At 70.5% G+C, this 17491-nt stretch carries 13 protein-coding genes; 10 read left to right on the top strand and 3 right to left on the bottom strand.

Translation table 11 applies throughout. The features are described 5' to 3' along the window. The first annotated feature begins 5 nt into the window (after nt 1-5). The 7 genes from IH26_RS61110 (at nt 6) to IH26_RS52980 (ending at nt 8255) form a co-directional block, all read left to right on the top strand. Nucleotides 6-500, top strand: a complete 495-nt coding sequence (locus tag IH26_RS61110; RefSeq protein WP_169789702.1) for a hypothetical protein — start codon at nt 6-8, stop codon at nt 498-500. After that, a complete protein-coding gene (locus tag IH26_RS0102490; protein ID WP_030434443.1) occupies nt 500-739 on the top strand; it encodes a hypothetical protein in 240 nt (79 codons plus the stop codon). The genes IH26_RS61110 and IH26_RS0102490 overlap by 1 nt, the downstream gene beginning before the upstream one ends. Before the next feature lie 872 nt (nt 740-1611). Then, a complete protein-coding gene (locus IH26_RS0102485; RefSeq protein WP_245664881.1) occupies nt 1612-2829 on the top strand; it encodes a glycosyltransferase in 1218 nt (405 codons plus the stop codon). Continuing rightward, nucleotides 2826-4388, top strand: a complete 1563-nt coding sequence (locus IH26_RS0102480; RefSeq protein ID WP_030434441.1) for an ArnT family glycosyltransferase — start codon at nt 2826-2828, stop codon at nt 4386-4388. Before IH26_RS0102485 ends, IH26_RS0102480 begins: the two co-directional genes overlap by 4 nt. Then, nucleotides 4385-5581, top strand: a complete 1197-nt coding sequence (locus IH26_RS0102475; RefSeq protein WP_030434440.1) for a glycosyltransferase — start codon at nt 4385-4387, stop codon at nt 5579-5581. Before IH26_RS0102480 ends, IH26_RS0102475 begins: the two co-directional genes overlap by 4 nt. A gap of 41 nt (nt 5582-5622) precedes the next feature. Beyond that, complete coding sequence (locus tag IH26_RS52985; protein ID WP_245664880.1) at nt 5623-7698, top strand: galactose oxidase early set domain-containing protein; 2076 nt, start codon at nt 5623-5625, stop codon at nt 7696-7698. Further along, nucleotides 7695-8255, top strand: coding sequence for a hypothetical protein (locus tag IH26_RS52980; protein ID WP_034213383.1), 561 nt, complete (start codon nt 7695-7697; stop codon nt 8253-8255). Before IH26_RS52985 ends, IH26_RS52980 begins: the two co-directional genes overlap by 4 nt. Before the next feature lie 78 nt (nt 8256-8333). Here IH26_RS52980 and IH26_RS0102465 read toward each other — a convergent pair whose 3' ends face one another. Continuing rightward, entirely contained in the window at nt 8334-9182 is an 849-nt protein-coding gene (locus tag IH26_RS0102465) for a hypothetical protein (protein ID WP_034213381.1), read from the bottom strand. 200 nt (nt 9183-9382) lie between these two features. On the opposite strand from IH26_RS0102465, the gene IH26_RS0102460 reads away from it, so the two are divergent. Together IH26_RS0102460 and IH26_RS52975 are read left to right on the top strand one after the other, a co-directional pair. Next, nucleotides 9383-11350: a glycosyl hydrolase family 28 protein gene (locus IH26_RS0102460; RefSeq protein WP_084598569.1), complete on the top strand. Its 1968-nt coding sequence runs from the start codon at nt 9383-9385 to the stop codon at nt 11348-11350. Continuing rightward, complete coding sequence (locus tag IH26_RS52975; RefSeq protein ID WP_084598568.1) at nt 11347-12903, top strand: glycoside hydrolase family 88 protein; 1557 nt, start codon at nt 11347-11349, stop codon at nt 12901-12903. The genes IH26_RS0102460 and IH26_RS52975 overlap by 4 nt, the downstream gene beginning before the upstream one ends. Here IH26_RS52975 and IH26_RS0102450 read toward each other — a convergent pair. Both IH26_RS0102450 and IH26_RS0102445 read right to left on the bottom strand, forming a co-directional pair. After that, nucleotides 12848-14923 (bottom strand): alpha-galactosidase, encoded by a 2076-nt coding sequence (locus tag IH26_RS0102450; protein WP_030434436.1) that lies wholly within the window; start codon nt 14921-14923, stop codon nt 12848-12850. The genes IH26_RS52975 and IH26_RS0102450 overlap by 56 nt on opposite strands. A gap of 11 nt (nt 14924-14934) precedes the next feature. After that, the gene (locus IH26_RS0102445; RefSeq protein WP_030434435.1) at nt 14935-15969 is read right to left on the bottom strand and encodes a LacI family DNA-binding transcriptional regulator; all 1035 of its coding nucleotides are present in this window, start codon (nt 15967-15969) and stop codon (nt 14935-14937) included. A gap of 180 nt (nt 15970-16149) precedes the next feature. Here IH26_RS0102445 and IH26_RS0102440 point away from each other — a divergent pair, with 180 nt between their 5' ends. Continuing rightward, nucleotides 16150-17478 carry a glycoside hydrolase family 27 protein gene (locus tag IH26_RS0102440; protein WP_030434434.1) on the top strand — a complete coding sequence of 443 codons (1329 nt, stop codon included), beginning with the start codon at nt 16150-16152 and terminating at the stop codon, nt 17476-17478. The last annotated feature ends 13 nt before the right edge of the window (nt 17479-17491 follow it).

Genomic DNA, 17491 nt, shown 5'->3' with positions numbered 1-17491 from the left:
TGGTCATGACGGAGATCTTTCCGGTGCGGTCCGCCGAGGATTCGATCATCGACGTGGTGTTCCTGCACGGGCTGGACGGCGACGCACGCACGTCCTGGTCCGGCGGCGACGACCAATTGTTCTGGCCTCAGTGGCTGGCGGAGGACGTCGAGCACGCCGGTGTCTGGACCATCGATTATGACGCCTGGTCGAGCCGATTATTGTCGGGCCCGCCGGTTCAGCCTTCAACCGCCGCGCACGCCAGACGGGCGGCTCTTGTCCTCCGTGTTCGTCCGGCCCGCGATCCGAACCGAGGACCGGGGCCGGCGGCTGGGGATGCTGGATCCGTAACGGGTGTCGCTGCGGCGGCGATGGACGCGGTCGTCACGCGGCGCACCGAGGCCAGCGGCGGCCCCGGGTGCCGGGAGGGGGAGACGGGGCGGCCCGAGCCGGGCCGGCGGGGCTGTTGGGGCTTCACACCCGAAACAGTGCGGCCTACAAGGGTCTCTACGCGCTCTTGATGAAGCGTGGCGGCCGCGACTTCCGGACTAGCGAGACGATTGACGCGAAGGCATACACGGCCGACTCTATCGACATCCGCCACATCTTCCCGCAGAAGTGGTGCTCAACGAATGGCATCAACAGCGCGTTCGCCAACTGCATCGTCAACAAGACCGCGATCGATGGGCTGACCTGGGGATACATCGGTGCGAGCGCGCCGAGGAAGTACCTGGCCGCGGTCGAACCGGAGTTCCGGTAAGTGCGCAGGACCTAGACGCGATAGTCACGAGCCACGACATCGAGCCGGGTCTCGCCGCCTTCCTCGCCTTCTCGAGACCACTGTCGCATCCCGGTCAGGCGACCACGGCCATCACGGCGGTGGGCGTCGGCGGCGGACTGCTGATGGCAGCCACCACGTCGGCGATCGCCGGGCTCGGTCCGCGGCGTCTGGTGGGATCCGGAAGACTCGGCTGAGACCGCTGGCGGTGCGCTGCTGCGCTATGACCTCAACGCCGCAATCGGCCTCGCCGGCGTGTTCTGTGGTTGGTCGGATACCTGCTCACGTAGAGCGGGCCGACCGCGAGGTGGTCTCGCCAAGAGCCTGCGGAGCCTCAGCGGCCAGCAGCCGACGACGTCGCCCACGGCACCGGCCAGCCGGATATCGCCTTCCGCGTCGGTCGCGTCCCAGGGCAGCTGCCACGGCCCGACCATCGTTGGTATCCCGCGATCGCCGGCCCTGCCCCAGGTTTCGGCCGGGAAAGGTGGCGTCATCGCCGGAAACATTTCTGAAAACAGGTGCCCGAGTCCTCTCGAATGGCGCTTTTCGGGGGTCGGCTAAAGCGTCGGCGGTCGATCGTCCGTTCGGCCCATAGCCGGAGATCAACGCGGATTTCGTTTCGTGGCAAGGCTTTTCGACCGTGGCCTAGCTGCGAGTTTGCCGCTCAAGTACCGGCATGTCCCGGTTTGGTGTTGCGGGCGGGTTTCGGCTTCGAGAACGTTTCCGTGTGCATTGCAAAATTGCCGACTGTGGGCTTGAGGGGGCTTGGCGAACGGTGGTTAGTTTTGGCGAACGGCCGATCCCCGGGGAAGAGGTATACGACATTGGCTGCCGCCGTCATGATATTCGTCTCGGTGGTTCTCTCGGCATTCGCCGCGGTCACGCTGTGGTGGACCATGCACGCGTGGCGCACGCCCGAGACGCTGGCCGCCACGAGGTTCGCGCCGCCGGACGGGGAACAGCACCTGACCTTCTCGCTGCTGGTGCCGGCCCGGCACGAGCAGGCCGTGCTGGAGCACACCGTGCAGCGACTGCTCCGGTCCACCCACGAGGCCTTCGAGATCATCATCATCGTGGGCCACGACGACCCCGAGACGGCCGAGGTGGCCGGCCGGGTGGCCCGCACGGCGCCGGCGCGGATCCTGGTCGTCACCGACCACAACGAGGTGAAGAACAAGCCCCGGGCGCTCAACACCGCTCTGCCGTACGCGCGCGGCACCGTCGTCGGCGTGTTCGACGCCGAGGACCAGGTGCACCCCGAGCTGCTGGAGCACGTGGACCACGCGTTCCGCTCGACCGGCGCCGACGTGGTCCAGGGCGGCGTCCAGCTGATCAACTTCCACTCGAGCTGGTACAGCCTGCACAACTGCCTGGAGTACTTCTTCTGGTTCCGCAGCCGGCTGCATCTGCACGCCAAGAAGGGCTTCATCCCGCTCGGCGGCAACACGGTCTTCGTCCGTACCGACGTGTTGCGGCGGGCGAACGGCTGGGACGGCACCTGCCTGGCCGAGGATTGCGACCTGGGCGTACGCCTGTCCAGCCGGGGGGCCAAGGTGGTCGTGGCGTACGACTCGACGATCGTCACCCGGGAGGAGACGCCGGGCTCGCTGGCCGCGTTGCTCAAGCAGCGCACCCGGTGGAACCAGGGCTTCCTCCAGGTGCTGCGCAAGGGCGAGTGGCGGCGGCTGCCCGCGCTGCGCCAGCGCCTGCTGGCCCGGTACACGCTCACCGGCCCGTTCGTGCAGGCGTTCTCCGGTGTGGTCATCCCGGTCGGGGTGGCGGTCGCGCTCTGGGCGCGGCTGCCGGTGTTCGTCGCCCTGCTCACCTTCCTGCCGGTGCTGCCGATGGCGGCCACGCTCATGTTCCAGGTGGTGGGTCTGCGCGACTTCGGCAAGGAGTACGACCTGAGGATCAAGTGGCACCACTACGTGCGCCTGGTCGCCGGGGCCTTCCCGTACGCGGTGGTCCTGGCGGTGGCGGCGCTGCGAGCGGTGTGGCGCGAGTACACCGGCCGCCGCGACTGGGAGCTGACCGCGCACCTGGGCGCGCACCTCGAGGGGAGCCCGGCGTGACCGCGGTCGAGCTCGCCGAGCCGGTCTCCGTCGTCCCGGCCGCGGTCGACGACGTACGCCCGAGGAAGCTGACGAGAAACGCCGACCTGGTGATCGCCCTGGGTCTCACCGCGGTGATCGTCGCGCTGCTGGCCTGGAACATCGCCGGTTTCCCGTCGGCCAGCGACGACGAGGGCACCTACCTCGCGCAGGCCTGGGCGGTGCAGCACGGCCGCGGGCTGGCGCACTACACCTACTGGTACGACCACCCGCCGCTGGCCTGGATTCAGCTGGCCGGACTCTCCTGGCTCCCGGCGCTGCTCGCCCCCAAGCTGATCGCGGTGGCGGCCGGCCGGATCGCGATGCTGCCGGTCCAGGCGGCCGGCCTGCTGCTGGTCTACCTGGTGAGCCGGCGCATCGGCCTGCCGCGCTGGGCGGCCTCGCTCGCCCTGGTCACGTACGGCCTGTCGCCGCTCTACCTGACCATGGGCCGGCAGATCTATCTCGACTGGTTCGCCGTCGTCTGGATCCTCGGGGCTCTCGCCCTGGCCCTGTCGCCGCGCAAGCACCTGTGGCACTTCGCGGCCGCCGGCGCGGCCACCGCGGTGGCGATCCTGTCGAAGGAGACGATCGCGGTCATCCTGCCGGCCGTGCTCGTGGCCATGTGGCAGAGCTCGGCCCGCAGCTCGACCCGGCCGTGGGCGTTCGGCGCCTTCGTCAGCGGCCTCGTGCTGGTCGGCTGCTTCTACCCGCTCTACGCGGTGCTGCGCGGCGAGTTGTTCCCCGGCCCGGGGCACGTCTCGCTGATCGGCGCCTGGGAGTTCCAGCTCGGCTCCCGCGCGGGTTCGGGCAGCGTGTTCTCGTCCGGTTCGGGCGCGTCGTCGCTGCTGCACTCGTGGCTCTACTACGACGCGGTGATCCTGATCGCCGGGGCCGCGGCCTGCTTCGCCGGTCTCGCGCTGCGCCGGGTGCGGCCGGTCGCCCTGGCGGGCGCCATCCTCGTCGTGGTCGCGCTGCGACCGGGCGGCTACCTCCCGGCCATGTACGTGGTCCAGGTCCTGCCGTTCTTCGCGATGGCGATCGCCGGCATCGCCGCCTGGGCGGTGACCGTCCTGCGCCCGGGGCGCGTCTGGTGGCGGCGGGCGGTGCTCGGCACGGTGATCCTGCTGTGCGTCGGGGCGGTGGCCCCGCGCTGGTACGTGGGTGACCGCCGGGCGCTGACCGCGGACGACAACGCGCCGTATGCGCGGGCCGCCGACTACCTCCGCGGGCAGCTGCCGGGGCGGGAGGGCGCCACCGTCGTGGTCGACGACGTGCTCTGGCTCGACTGCGTGAACGCCGGCTACCCACCCGACAAGGTCATCTGGTTCTACAAGATCGACCTCGACTCGGCGGTCGCGAAGCGCCTGCCCGACGGCTGGCGGGACGTCGACTACGTCGTGTCGACGCCGGCCATGCGCCAGGACCCGAACAGCCTCCCCACCGTGCGGACGCTGCTCACGAATTCGACCGTGATCGCCTCGTTCGGCCCGCAAGGCGGCCAGATCGAGATCCGCCGGGTGGACAAGGAGACGAAATGACCACCATCACCACCGAACCGGAGACCCAACCAGCGAAGGTACGCGCGACGATGCGCGGGACCATCGGCGAACTGCCCGTGCGGACCGCGCTGCGGCAGACCGTCGTGGTGCCGACCTTCAACGAGCGGGACAACATCGTGACCCTGCTCGACCGGCTCGCCGCGGCCCTGCCCGCCGACGAGACCGAGATCGTCTTCGTGGACGACAGCACCGACGACACCCCCGAGGTCATCGCGGAGGCGGCGGGTAACTGCCCGATCGCGGTCACCGTGCACCACCGCGAGAACGGCGCCGGCGGCCTGGGCGGGGCGGTCGTCGAGGGCATGCGGCTGGCCCGCGGTGAGTGGATCGTCGTCATGGACGCGGACCTGCAGCATCCGCCCGAGATCGTGCCCGACCTGATCGGTGTGGGCACCCGCGACGGCGCCGATCTGGTCATCGGCAGCCGGTACGCGGGCGGCGGCAACCGCGACGGCCTGTCCGGCGGATACCGGCGGATGGTCTCCGGCGGCTCGACGCTGGTCACCAAGGTGCTGTTCCGGAACTCGCTGGTGCGGGTGAGCGACCCGATGAGCGGCCTGTTCGCGATCCGCACCAGCTCGCTCGAGGTCGAGGAACTGCGCCCGCTCGGCTACAAGATCCTGCTGGAGCTGGTGGTACGCAACCGGCCGGGCCGGATCGTCGAGGTGCCGTACTCGTTCCGCCCGCGGCACGCCGGCGAGTCGAAGTCGTCGATGGCCGAGGGCGTCCGCTTCCTGAAGCACCTCGGCCTGCTGCGCTTCGGCGACCAGCGGTCCCGGATGCTGCTGTTCGGGCTCATCGGCGTCTCCGGGCTGCTGCCCAACCAGGCCAGCCTCTGGGCGCTGAACCAGCTGGCCGGCCTGCACTACCTGCCGGCGGCCGTGCTCGCGAACCTGGTGGCGGTCGGGTGGAACTTCGCCCTCACCGACACGCTGCTCTACCGCTCGCGCCGGTCGAGCCGGAGCTTCCGGGGCCGGATCAGCCGGTTCTTCCTGCTCGGCAACGCCGACCTGCTGCTGCGCATCCCGCTGCTGGCGCTGCTCGTCGGCAGTGCGCACCTCGGGGTGCTCGGGGCGAACCTGCTGACGCTGGTGGTCTCCTTCGTGGCCCGGTTCCTCATCTCCGACAAGGTCATCTACCGGGCCCGGGGTCTGCGGCCGGTGACCGCGTGACGGGCGGCGGCTCGGCGCTCACGCCGTACGCAAGACCTTGGTTGAGTCGCACGGACCGCAAGCGCCTCGCCCAGGCCCTCATTCTCGCGCTGATCGCGGTGCTCGCCGCGGCCGTCCCGACAGGTGCGGCTCAGGCGAGCGCCAACCTGGTCGCCAACCCGGGCCTCGAGGGGCTGGATTCGACCGGGTTCCCGGTGTGCTGGGAGAGGTCCGGCTGGGGTGACCAGAGCTTCACCTTCGGCCTGACCAGCCCCGGCCACACCGGCGCCGAGGCCATGCAGATCACGCTCGCGACCTCGCCGAACGGCGACCGCAAGGCGATGATGCTGGAGAACCCGTCGTGCGCGCCGAATGTCACGCCGGGCCACCAGTACGACCTGTCGGCCTGGTACAAGACGACCACCGCGAACACGGTCATGACCATGTTCCGGCACGACGTCGCGCAGGGCTGGGTGTACTGGACCGATCTCGCCACGCTGCCGGTCACCTCGGCCTGGGCGCAGAAGACCGTCCGTACGCCGCAGGTGCCACCGAACACCGACCAGATCGTCTGGGGGGTCACCATCTACGGCGTCGGCACCCTGCAGACCGACGACTACGCCATGAACGACGTCACGGCGCCGGCGCCCGACGCGTCGTGCAGCGCCGGCGACGCCTGCACCAAGGGCGTCTGGCAGGTGCTGCCGTTCAACTCGCCGGTCCGCGGGATCCACACGGTCGTGCTCAAGAACGGCAACGTGCTGCTGGTCGCCGGGTCCGGCAACGACCCCAACGCGTTCGCGGCCGGGACGTTCACCACGGCCGTGTACCAGCCGGCGACCGGGACGTTCATCAACGTGCCGACGCCCGCCGACCTGTTCTGCTCCGGCCACGTCCAGCTGCCCGACGGCCGGGTGCTGATCATGGGTGGCAACAAGGCCTACCCGGCCGCCGACGGCAGCCACGGGTACGAGGGGTTGAAGAGCTCATACATCTTCGACCCGGCCACCAACTCGTACTCCCGGGTCAACGACATGTCCGCCGGGGCCTGGTACCCGTCGGCGACGGCTCTCGGCAACGGCGATGTGCTCTCGCTGGGCGGCCTCGGCGAGGACTCCTCCGGCACGGTGGCCACCCAGTACTTCAAGACCAGCCAGACGCGGTGGCTCGGCCTCAACGAGGCGAACCAGAGTTGGAGCTTCTGGGGCCTGTACCCGTCGATGATCCTCATGCAGGACGGGCGGTTGTTCTACACGGGCAGCCATGTCTTCGGCAACGGCCTGTCCGGCACCGGGTCGTCGATCTACAACTACACCGCGAACACGATCACGCCGGTCGCCGGCCTGCAGAACAAGGACCAGCGGGACCAGTCGATGAGCGTGCTGCTGCCGCCGGCACAGGACCAGAAGGTCATCACGCTCGGCGGCGGCAATATCGAGAGCAACCCCGACGCCAACCGGCTCACCGACCTCATCGACCTGAAGCAGGCCACCCCGGCCTACACCGCCGGGCCGCTGCTGCCGACCGGAACGCTGACCGGCGGCGTCGCGGAAACCACCACCCAGGGCAAGATGTACGTCTCGGCGGTCCTCCTGCCCGACGGCAAGGTCTTCGAGACCGGCGGCGGACTGCACAACCGCGCCGATCCGGTGTACGAGGCGTCCATGTACAACCCCGCCACCAACACGTTCACGGCGGGCATGGCCACCGACCCGGTGCCGCGCACGTACCACTCGTCGGCGTTCCTGCTGCCCGACGGCCGGGTCATGGCGGTCGGCAACAACCCGGGCGACGGATCCTTCGACATGCGCCTGTCGATCTACTCGCCGCCGTACCTCTTCCAGGGCGCCCGGCCGCAGGTCCTGAGCGTGGCTTCGAATCAATGGGCGTACGGATCCACCAACACGATCACGGTCGACGGCTCGATCCTCAAGGCCGAGCTGATCCGCCCCGAGGCCGTCACCCACTCCAGCGACCCGAACCAGCGGTACGTCGACCTGCCGATGTCGGTGAACGGCAACACGATCGGCCTCAACCTGACCAGCAACCCGAACATCGCGCCGACCGGCTGGTACATGCTCTTCGTGGTCGGCACGGACGGGGTCCCGTCGGTCGCGCAGTGGGTCCACGTCGGATGACGGTCCGGCGCGGATTGACCCTGGCCGCGGTGGCCGCCCTGGTGGCGGCCGCCGCGGCGGTCCTGGTGACGCTCGGCCGGGCCGGATTGGCGTCGGGCGGCACGCCGGCGCCGGCGGCCCTTCCGATCGTCACGCGTGCGACCTCGCCGCTTTCCCCGCCCGCATCGGTGCCGACTCCGATCTCGGCACCGGTCTCGACTCCGGTCTCGACTCCGATCTCGCCGGTGGGGGCCTCGCCGGGGGCGGAAACGGCGGACGTCGTGCCCGCCGCCTCGCCCGCGCCCTTCGTCCAGCACTTCGCCGACGGGCCCACCGCGAGCCCGCTGCCGAGGCAGCAGTCCCCGACGACCCCGCTCAAGATCTCGGCCTTCGTCGACGGATGCGACCACAACTACGGGACCCGCACCCAGTGCGTGCCGCTGGTCTTCCCCGACGGCATCACCGGTGTCGCGGGCAAATGCGCCTGGCTGGCGGCGCACGGCTTCACCCACCTGATGGTGGCCGGCAAGGACACCCAGGGTCTCGACGCCGACGGCGACCGTACGGCGTGCGATTGAGCCCATCGGCACCGCGGCCCGACCGGACCCGGTGCGTGCCTCTCCCGGCGGGAGAGGCACGCTCCCCCTGACCGCGGCTCAGGCGCCGCGGTAGGCCTGGTAGTTCCGGATGAACAGGTGGGTGTCGAGGATGTCGGACGAGGCGCTCTCGATCGAGCGGTAGATGCCCCACTTGGGCCGTACGTAGTCGCCCTGGTCGGGGATGTTCAGGCCGGACTTGGTCTTGTCGACGACGACCGCGGCGCCGGAACCGGTGCCGTTGCGGACCAGGAAGCGGCCGGTGCCGCTCGGCCCGATCTTGAAGGTCAGCTCGACGGTGATCCACTTTTCGCGCAGCGGGGACAGGTCGGTGGCGCCGACGACGGGGACGCCGCTGGTGCTGTCCGCCTGCAGCTGCAACGTCTCCTTGCTGCCGCTGCGGTGCAGCGAGACCGTCATCCACGGGCCGCCGTTCGTGGCCGGCGTCTTCAGCTGGAAGATGTGCGTGAACTTGCTGGTCCCGTGCAGCGTGGCCGGCATGAACATCTCGTACGTGATCCGCCAGGTCTCGCCGTTGTGCATCTTCAGCTTGCTGCCGCCGGACACCATGCCGCGGACCTCGGTGCGCTGGCGGTCGCCGCCGCCGGTGGTGTCCCGGTCGTCGCGGTAGATGTCGAAGCGGTAGTGGTCGCCCTCGACGTAGACGTACTTGCGGTTCGGGTGCGCGTGCACCCGGTCGGCCTCGACGCCCTCGAAGGCCTTGAGCCCGTCGGTGCCGGGGCTCGGGTGCCAGAGCAGCTTCGGCGCGGCCGCCGCGACCGCCGTCGGGGTCTCGCCGGCGAGCGCCCAGCGGGTGGCGGCCGCGAGGCTTCCGCCCACGGCGGCGAGGGTCACGGTGCCGAGCACGGCCCGGCGCCCGAGCCGGTGGGGATGCGGATCGGTGGACATGATGGTCTCCCTTCTCAGCGGCTGGGGGATGCCGCTGACAGGCATGACACACCATCGACGGGTATCAGTCAATAAAGTTAACTTAGAAATATTCATCTGATCTATCCGTAACATCTTTCATCGATTCGGACCGATGTGTACGCTCCCTGGGCAAGAAGGCTTCTTAATAGATCCGATCTATCGGCAAAGAGAGGTCAGCAATGCTCAGGAAGACAAGAGTCGGATGGCTGGCCGCCCTGGCGGCGCTGGCCACCGGCGCCGCGCTCGGGGTGGCGGCCGCGAGCGCCTCGGCGGCGGGCACGTTCAACATCCGCGACTACGGCGCTACCGGCAACGGCTCCAGCAACGACAGCGGCGCGATCCAGAAGGCGATCGACGCGGCGTCGGCGGCCGGGGGCGGCACGGTGCGGGTGCCGTCCGGCACGTATAAGTCCGCGAACACCATCCACCTGAAGAGCCACATCACCGTGCAGCTGGACTCGGGCGCCACGATCACCGGCGCCTCCGGGAGCGGCTACGACGCGCCGGAGTCCAACCCGAACGACAAGTACCAGGACTTCGGGCACAGCCACTTCCACGACGCGATGTTCTACGGCGACAAGCTGACCGACATCGGCTTCACCGGCTCTGGCACGATCGACGGCAGCGGTCACCTGATCACCGGCAACCCCGGCTCCGGCCAGGCCGACAAGATCCTGTCGCTGACCCGGTGCACCGGGCTCCGGCTCGACGGCATCCGGCTCCGCCGCGGCGGGCACTTCGCGATCCTGACCAACAACTGCAACAACATCACCTCCGACGGGCTGCGGATCGACACGTCGAGCGACCGCGACGGCTGGAACGTGATCAGCGCGTCGAACGTGACGATCACCAACGCCACCATCGCCGCCAACGACGACGCGCTGGTCTTCAAGAGCGACTACGCGCTGGGCGCGAAGCTGCCCAACGGGCATGTCACCGTCACCGGCTCGCGCCTGTCCGCGGTCTGCTGCAACGCGCTGATGTTCGGCTCGGAGACCTGCGGCGACTTCACCGACTACCAGTTCTCGGGCATCACCATCACCGGGGCGAACAAGTCCGGCCTGGGCATGGTGTCGATGGACGGCGCGAACATCTCCGACGTGCACTACCGGGACATCACGATGACCGGCGTCCGCTCGCCGATCATGCAGAAGATCGGCACCCGGAAACGCTGCGGCAACAGTCCGGGCGTCGGGCACATCAGCAACATCACGTACGACAACGTCACCGCCACCGGCGCGAGCCCGTCCTTCAGCCCGACCATGTGGGGCGAGTCCGGCGGCAACCGGATCAGCGACGTGCACTTCACCGGCGTCCACCTGACCGTGCCCGGCGGCAACGGGACCATGTCGACCGGCGTGCCCAGCAACACCGCGACCGACTACAACCCGAACAGCATCGGGACCCGGCCCGCGTACGGCTGGTATCTGCACAACGCCAACAACGTCACCTTCACCGACAGCTCGGTGGCCTTCGCCTCGAACGACGGCCGCCCGGCGGTCATCGCCAACAGCGGCAGCAACATCACCTTCGACCACTTCACCGCCCAGCGCGGCAGCAACAGCCCGTTCGACCTGGGCTTCCAGTCGATCAGCGGCTACTGCGTGACCAACAGCGGCAGCCCGCGGATCAGCGCCACCGGCTCCACCCAGTCCTGCGGCACCACTCCCCCGCCCGACACGGTGACCGTCACCGCCGAGGCGGAGAGCGGCACGGTCACCGCTCCGATGCAGGTCCAGGCCGACACCGCCGCCTCCGGCGGCCAGTACATCACCGTCGCGTCCGGCAACAACAGCAACGCCTCGGCGCCGTCGTACGGCTCGTCGGCGATCCCGTTCACGGTTCCGTCGGCCGGCACCTACAAGCTGTGGGGCCGGGTCATCGCACCGACCAACAAGGACGACTCGTTCTGGGTCCGCGTGGACGGCGGCCCCTGGGTCGACTGGAACGACATCACGCCGGGCGCCGCCTGGCACTGGGCCACCATCACCGACGACACCAAGAGCAACGCGCCGGTGCTGGCCGACCTGACCGCCGGGGCTCACACGATCACCGTCGCGTACCGCGAGGACGGCGCCAAGCTGGACCAGGTCCTGATCACGAACGACCTCACGGCCGTTCCGGCGGCAACCGGGAGCCGGCCATGAGACGAGCGGCGATCGCCGCGGTAGTGCTGCTGTCCGGGCTGGCCGTCCCGGTGCACGCCGCGGCGGCGGCCGGCTCGACGTACCAGGCGGAGGACGCCACGATCTTCCACGGCACCGTCGCCAACGACCACGCCGGCTTCACCGGGTCGGGGTTCGTCGACGGCGCCAACGAGACCGGCAGCTACGTCGAGTGGACCGTCAGCACGGCCAGCGCCGGGCCGGTCACGCTGGCCTTCCGGTACGCGAACGGCACCACCGCCGAACGGCCGGCCGCGGTGACCGTCGACGGCGCCGCCGCCGGCACCCCGATCTTCGCGCCGAGCGGCGGCTGGACCTCCTGGGGCACCGCCGCCGTCGACGTGACGCTCGCCGCCGGCACCCACCACATCCGGGTCACCAGCGCGAACACGGGCGGACCGCCGAACCTCGACGCGCTGACCGTGGCCGCGCCGACCGACTGGTCGACCGAGATGGTGCGCTCCACGATGGCCCGCTTCACGCCGTCGAGCATCGGCGGCTGGAGCTACCCGGTCGGGCTCTACCTGCTCGGGCAGTACCAGCTGTACAAGCGCACCGGCAATGCCGCCTACCTCACGTACATCAAGAATTGGGTCGATCGGTTCGTCGACAGCAGCGGGAGCATCGGCCAGAGCTTCAACAACCTCGACAGCATGCTCGCGGGGCGGTTGCTGCTCGTCATGTACGCCGAGACCGGCCAGGCGAAGTACAAGACGGCCGCCACGAAGATCCGCAACCGGTTCAACACCTACCCGCGGACCAGCGACGGCGGTTTCTGGCACTCCACCTCCGACAGCCGCGCGTGGCAGCTCTGGTCGGACGGCACGTTCATGGCGCTGCCGTTCCTCGCCGAGTACGGCAAGGTCGTCGGGGACAGCACGTACGCGTGGGACGAGGCGACCAAGCAACTGGTCGTCTACGCCAGCCACCTGCAGCAGCCGAACGGGCTGATGAAGCACGCGTACGACGAGAAGCGCGCCCAGAGCTGGGCCGACCCGACCACCGGGCTGGCGCCGGAGTACTGGTGCCGGGCGATCGGCTGGTTCGGCATGGCGGCCGAGCAGGTGCTCGACGTCATCCCGGCCAACCACCCGCGCCGGGCCGCCGTCATCGGGATCGTCCAGAACCTGGTGCGGGGCGAGGCGGCGTACCAGGACCCGCGCACCGGCCGGTGGTTCCAGGTGGTCGACAAGGGCAGCCGCTCGGACAACTGGACCGAGACGTCCTGCTCGAGCATGTTCACCTACACCATCGACGTCGCGGTCGCCCGGGGGTACGTGGCCGGCACCTACCAGGCCAACGCCGACCGGGGGTACCGGGGCGTCCTCGACGAGCTGTCGACGGGCGCGGACGGGCGGACCAACCTCGCGAACATCTCGATCGGCACGAACGTCGGCTCGTACAGCTACTACGTGGGCCGTACCCGGGCGACCAACGACTTCCACGGTCTCGGCGCCTTCCTCCTGATGAACGAGCAGCTCAGCTCCGCACCTCGAACACCACCGCCTGCGCCGGGTCCAGCAACGGAGCGGTGAGCCCGGCGCTCGCCAGCACCGCACCGGAGACCTGGACCGGCCGCGCCAGCCACGGCGCGCGCCGGTCCAGGCCCGGGCGGGGCAGCGCCAGCTCGGGGCAGGCCGTGACGGTGTAGACGGCGGCCGGGTCGAGACCGGGCAACCGCAGCCGCGGCGGCGCGCCGGCCACACTCACGCCCAGCTGCGCGAGGGCGAACACACCCTGCCGCCGGTCGGGCGCCACCACCCCGTGCAGCCAGGCCTGCGGATCGGGGTGGTCCGCGGTCACCCGGCGGCCGGTGTGCAGCAGCGGCCGGAGCCGCTTGTACAGCCCGATCCATGCGGCCAGCTCCCGCAGCTCGGCCGGGGAGCAGGTGGTGATGTCCCACTCGATCCCGGCGTGCGCGAACAGCGCGGTGGCCAGCCGGAACGGCAGGTCGGCCGAGCGGCCGGTGATGTGCGCGCGGGCCGCCCCGACGTGGCTGCCGATCAGCTCGGGCGGCAGCAGCAGCCCGGTCCAGCGCTGGATGGCCTGCCGCTGCAGCGGGTCGTTGGTGTCCGAGGCCCAGACCCGGTCGGTGCGCTCCAGGATGCCGTAGTCGATCCGGCCGCCCCCGCCCGCACACGACTCGATCTCCAGCCCCGGGTGCCGCGCCCGCAGCTCGTCCAGCAGCCGGTAGGTGGCCAGGGTCTGCTCGTGCACGCCGGCGCGCCCGTCGTGGATCGGCTCCAGCAGGTCCCGGTTGTGATCCCACTTGAGGTAGTCCAGGTCGTACTCGGCGACCAGCCGGTCCAGGTGGGCCAGCAGATACGCGTACGCCTCCGGGTTGGCCACGTCCAGCACCAGCTGGTTCCGCTCCAGCGCGGGCAGCCGGCCCGGGGCGGCCAGGATCCAGTCGGGGTGCTCGCGGGCCAGGTCGGAATCCGGGTTCACCATCTCCGGCTCGACCCACAGCCCCATCGCCATGCCGAGGCTACGGACCTGCTTGACCAGCGGGTGCAGGCCGTCCGGCCAGACCTCGCGGTCGACGGTCCAGTCGCCGAGGCCGCTGGTGTCGTCCCGCCGGCCGCGGAACCAGCCGTCGTCGAGGACGAACAGCTCGGCCCCGATCCCGGCGGCCCGCTCGGCGAGCCCGCTCAGCTTGGCGAGGTCGTGGTCGAAGTAGACGGCCTCCCAGGTGTTCAGGATGACCCGGCGCGGCGTCCGCGGGTGGCCGGCCCGGGCGCGCATCCGCTCGTGCAGGCGCGCGGCCAGCCCGTCGAGCCCCTCCCCCGACCAGGCGAAAAAGACCCAGGGGCTGCGGTACGCCGCACCCGGCGCCAGCTCGACCTCGCCCGGCCCGAGCAGCTCGCCACCGGCCAGGACCGGCGCCGCCTCGGGCAGGCTCTCCAGCCAGTGCGCGTGGTCGCCGCTCCAGCCGGTGTGCACCGCCCACACCTCGCCGCTCCGGAAGCCGAACCCCGCGCTGCCGGCGATGAGCAGCCCGGTCGCGTCGTGCCCGGTCTTGCCGCGGCGGGACTCGCGCAGCGTCAGGCCGTGGCGCAGCGGGCCGCGCTGCGGGCTGCGCTCGGCGGCCCAGCGGCCGGTGAAATCGAGCACCTCGGCGACCGGGCCGTCGACCGGCAGCTGGCAGGAGACGGCCTCCAGCGTGTACGCGCCCGGGCCGTCGTTGCGGACCTCCGTGGCCATCCGGACCACGCCGGACGGCTCCATCACGATCTCCAGGATCACCGCCACCCCGGCCGCCGCGTCGCGGGCCGTGATCCGCACGCCGCCCTCGGCCGGCGCCACCTCCTCGGTCTCCAGGCGCAGGTAGGGCCAGGCGCCGGCGCGGTGCCCGAGCACCGCCGGCCGCCCGTGCCAGCCCTCGGCCTGGGCCGGCAGGACGGTGCACCGGGCGCGCGCCTCGAGCGACGGGGCGACCGCCTCGGCCAGGCCGGTCAGCGGCCCCGGGTCGGCGCCCCAGTGCACGACGCGCGGCAGTCCCGGGCCGTCCGTGTCCAGGATCAGCGCGGTTCCCGCGGCGGACAGAGAGAGCATCGGCGAATCTCCTATCTTGCCGGCGGCGCGGTCGAGCGCCGGACGACCAGTTCGGTGGGCAGGCGGACGGGCGCCGGCGCGTGGCCGCCGTCGAGGCACTCGAGCAGCGCCTTGACCGCGCCGCCGCCCATCGCCTCGGTGTCCTGCCGGACGGTGGTCAGCGACGGCAGGGCGTAGGCGGCCAGGTCGATGTCGTCGAACCCGGTGACCGAGACGTCCTCCGGGACGCGCAGGCCGTGCTCGTGCAGCGCGCGGAGCACGCCGATGGCCATCATGTCGCTCTCCGCGACGACGGCGGTGAGGTCCGGCCGGGCGGCGAGCAGCTCGTTGGCCGCGTGGTACGCCCCCTCGGTGGACCAGTCCGACCGCCGGTACAGCCCCGGGTCCTCGGGGATCGCGGCGGCGGCGAGCGCGGCGCGGATGCCGCGGAGCCGCTCGCCGCCGGACGGGTCGGTCTCGGTGCCGGTGATCCGGGCGATCCGCCGGTGCCCGAGCTCGATCAGGTGCCGGGTCACCGCCTGGGCACCCTCCCGGTTCTCCGAGGCGACCCAGGTGGCGCACGGCCCGGTGGCGACCGCGTCGACGAACACCGACGGGAGCCCGGCCTCCAGCAACGCCTGGATCCGCCGGTCGCCGGGCGGGCAGGCGACCATGATCGTGCCGGCCACCCGGCGCGCCCGCAGGCCGCGCACATAGCTGCCGCTCGTCTCCGGATCGGGCGGCCGGGCCGGCAACAGCAGGTCGTAGCCCGCCGCGGCGGCGCCGGCCTCGATGCTGCGCAGCACGTTCAGGTAGAAGTAGTGCTTCGGCTTGGTCAGCTGGGAGAGTGCCCACGTGTCGTCGGCGAAGAAGCCGACCGCGATCGTGCGCGACGGGCCGCCGGAGAGTGACTGCGCGGCCACGTCGGGCACGTAGCCCAGGGTGGCCGCCGCCGCCTCGACCCGGCGCCGGGTCTCCGCGCTGACCCGCGCGTTGCCGGAGAGGGTGCGCGACACCGTGGCGCGGGAGACGCCGGCCAGGCGTGCGACCTCAGCGCTCGTTGCCACCTGCCGACCTCTCGTTGTGAACGCGCGTACAGGAATCATGGCGGTCGGCCCACCGGCGCGTCAAGCAGCGAATTTGTCCCAATAGAAAAGATAGTTGCCAATCTATTGACCCAGCTCCGAGCCCGGGAGTACGTTCGCCATCGCCTCCCATGAACACGCGTTCACGGCAAGGAGAAGGCCATGAAACGTCCACAATGGATCATCGCGGCGACGGCGGCACTCATGGTGGTCGCCGCCGCCCCGAGCCCCGCGACCGCCTCCGACAACGGGCTGTCGATCCGGCCGGCGATGGGCTGGAGCAGCTGGAGCTTCGTCCGGCGCTCCCCCACCGAGGCCGCCATCAAGGCGCAGGCCGACGCGCTGAAGAACAGCGGTCTCGCCGGCCACGGCTTCATGTATGTCAACCTCGACGACTTCTGGATGAAGTGCGACAGCAACGGCCCGGTCGTCGACGGCAACGGCCGCTGGGTGGTCGACACCGCCAAGTTCCCCAGCGGCATCAAGGCGCTCGCCGACTACGTGCACAACGACGGCCTGAAGTTCGGCTTCTACGTCACGCCCGGCATCGCGAAGAACGCGGTCACCAAGAACACGCCGATCGCGGGCACCTCGCACCACGCCGCCGACATCGCCGACACCTCGGTGACCGAGAAGAACTACAACTGCAAGCACATGTACGGGATCGACTACAGCAAGGCGGGCGCGCAGGAGTTCGTCAACTCGTGGGCCGCCCAGTTCGCCTCCTGGGGCGTCGACTACCTCAAGATCGACGGCGTCGGCACCCAGGACGTCCCGGACATCAAGGCCTGGGCGAGCGCGCTGCGCGCCACCGGCCGGCCGATCAACTTCGCGCTCTCCAACAACCTCAACATCTCCGGCGCGGCCACCTGGAAGCAGTACGCGAACAGTTGGCGCACCCAGGGCGACGTCGAGTGCTACTGCGGACCCGGGCCGAACGGCAGCGGCTACCCGATCACCGACTGGTCGCACGTCAGCGCGCGGTTCGGCACGGCCGCCTCGTGGCAGCAGTGGGCCGGCCCGGGCGGCTGGAACGATCTCGACTCCCTGGAGATCGGCAACGGCGACCAGATCGGGCTGACCGCCGACCAGCGCCGCAGCCACTTCACGCTGTGGTCGATGGCCGCCTCACCGCTGCTGCTCGGCACCGACCTGACCCACCTGAACAGCACCGACAAGGCGATGCTGACCAACGACCGGCTGATCGCCGTGGACCAGGACGGCGTGGCCGCCAAGCGGATCGTCAACAGCGGGAGCAAGCAGGTCTTCAGCAAGCGCGAGGCGAACGGCTCGTACGTGGTCGCGCTCTTCAACACCGCGACCAGCGGCTCGGCCACCGTCTCGGTGACCTGGTCGCAGGTCGGCTTCACCGGATCCGCCGACGTCACCGACCTGTGGTCCGGATCCGACCGCGGCACGATCAGCGACTCCTACAGCGCCACCCTGCGGCCCGGCGAGACCCGCCTGATCCGCGCCGTGCCGGCTTCCTGATCTTTGCGAAAGG

It is taken from the genome of Actinoplanes subtropicus, assembly GCF_000721705.1.
GTDB lineage: Bacteria > Actinomycetota > Actinomycetes > Mycobacteriales > Micromonosporaceae > Actinoplanes > Actinoplanes subtropicus.
Note: the sequence above shows the minus strand (reverse complement) of the source record. Positions and strands in the feature narration are given on the sequence as shown.

Bases quoted from the DNA above. Each gene is read 5' to 3' on its own strand.
- IH26_RS0102440 (WP_030434434.1), top strand. From the start codon at position 16,150: ATGAAACGTCCACAATGGATCATCGCGGCGACGGCGGCACTCATGGTG.
- IH26_RS61110 (WP_169789702.1), top strand. From the start codon at position 6: ATGACGGAGATCTTTCCGGTGCGGTCCGCCGAGGATTCGATCATCGAC.
- IH26_RS52980 (WP_034213383.1), top strand. From the start codon at position 7,695: ATGACGGTCCGGCGCGGATTGACCCTGGCCGCGGTGGCCGCCCTGGTG.
- IH26_RS0102475 (WP_030434440.1), top strand. From the start codon at position 4,385: ATGACCACCATCACCACCGAACCGGAGACCCAACCAGCGAAGGTACGC.
- IH26_RS0102465 (WP_034213381.1), bottom strand. From the start codon at position 9,182: ATGTCCACCGATCCGCATCCCCACCGGCTCGGGCGCCGGGCCGTGCTC.
- IH26_RS0102490 (WP_030434443.1), top strand. From the start codon at position 500: ATGAAGCGTGGCGGCCGCGACTTCCGGACTAGCGAGACGATTGACGCG.
- IH26_RS52975 (WP_084598568.1), top strand. From the start codon at position 11,347: ATGAGACGAGCGGCGATCGCCGCGGTAGTGCTGCTGTCCGGGCTGGCC.
- IH26_RS0102460 (WP_084598569.1), top strand. From the start codon at position 9,383: ATGCTCAGGAAGACAAGAGTCGGATGGCTGGCCGCCCTGGCGGCGCTG.
- IH26_RS0102450 (WP_030434436.1), bottom strand. From the start codon at position 14,923: ATGCTCTCTCTGTCCGCCGCGGGAACCGCGCTGATCCTGGACACGGAC.